The organism is Seonamhaeicola marinus (assembly GCF_008085455.1).
This window is the reverse complement of the sequence record NZ_VSDQ01000559.1, coordinates 1-767: the sequence shown is the minus strand read 5'-3', so window position 1 is coordinate 767 and position 767 is coordinate 1. Positions and strand designations below refer to the sequence as shown.

The following is a 767-nucleotide window of genomic DNA, read 5'->3' as shown; positions in this document are numbered from 1 at the left end:
GAAGTAGATTATGAACCCTACCAAAATACAGGCTCTTTTGTAATTTATGAATCTGGTGAATACACGGTAACAGTAACAGACAGTAACGGTTGTGTTGCAACTGCAACAAGATATTTTGAGTACATTGATATTTGTGTACCTAACTATTTTGTACCAGCTAATGGCGGTTGGGGTCCTGGTTGTGTTACACAATACAAAAACTTAACCTTTGATATTTTTGATAGATACGGACGCAAAATAGCTACCTTAAATGTAAACGATACGTGGGATGGAACTTATAATGGTAAAGAATTACCAACAGGTGATTACTGGTATTTAGTTAAGTTAAATGACCCAAGAGACGATAGAACTTTTGTAGGCAACTTTACATTATATAGATAGTTTTAAAAAACAAAAAAACATGCAAAAATTATTTACATATCTGTGCTTTTTACTAGTAACATTTACTTACGCACAAGAGCTTAACTTACCAGTTTTTACGCAGTACTTGGCGGATAATAACTTTGTTATTTCGCCAACTTATGCAGGTATTGGCGATAATGTAAAGCTAAGAGCTAATGGGTTAACACAATGGGTTGGTATTAAAAATGCCCCAGATAACCAATCATTTTATGGTGATGTTAGAATAGCCGATAGGTCTGGTATTGGTTTGTCATTATATAATGATAGAAATGGTAATACAATACAAACGGGTGCTAAGTTTTCGTTTGCACACCATTTAGTGTTAGACTATTATGCAAAAATGTACTTGTCATTAGGTATTTCAT

Annotated in this window: 2 protein-coding genes; both read left to right on the top strand. The window is 33.6% G+C overall.

Annotated features, from left to right (window positions below; all coding sequences use genetic code 11):
- Positions 1–381, top strand: a 381-nt coding sequence (locus FUA24_RS08265; protein ID WP_148541269.1) for a T9SS type B sorting domain-containing protein, incomplete at its 5' end; no start/stop codon positions are given.
- 19 nt (positions 382–400) lie between these two features.
- On the top strand, positions 401–767 hold a 367-nt coding region (locus FUA24_RS08260; RefSeq protein WP_148541267.1), incomplete at its 3' end, for a PorP/SprF family type IX secretion system membrane protein.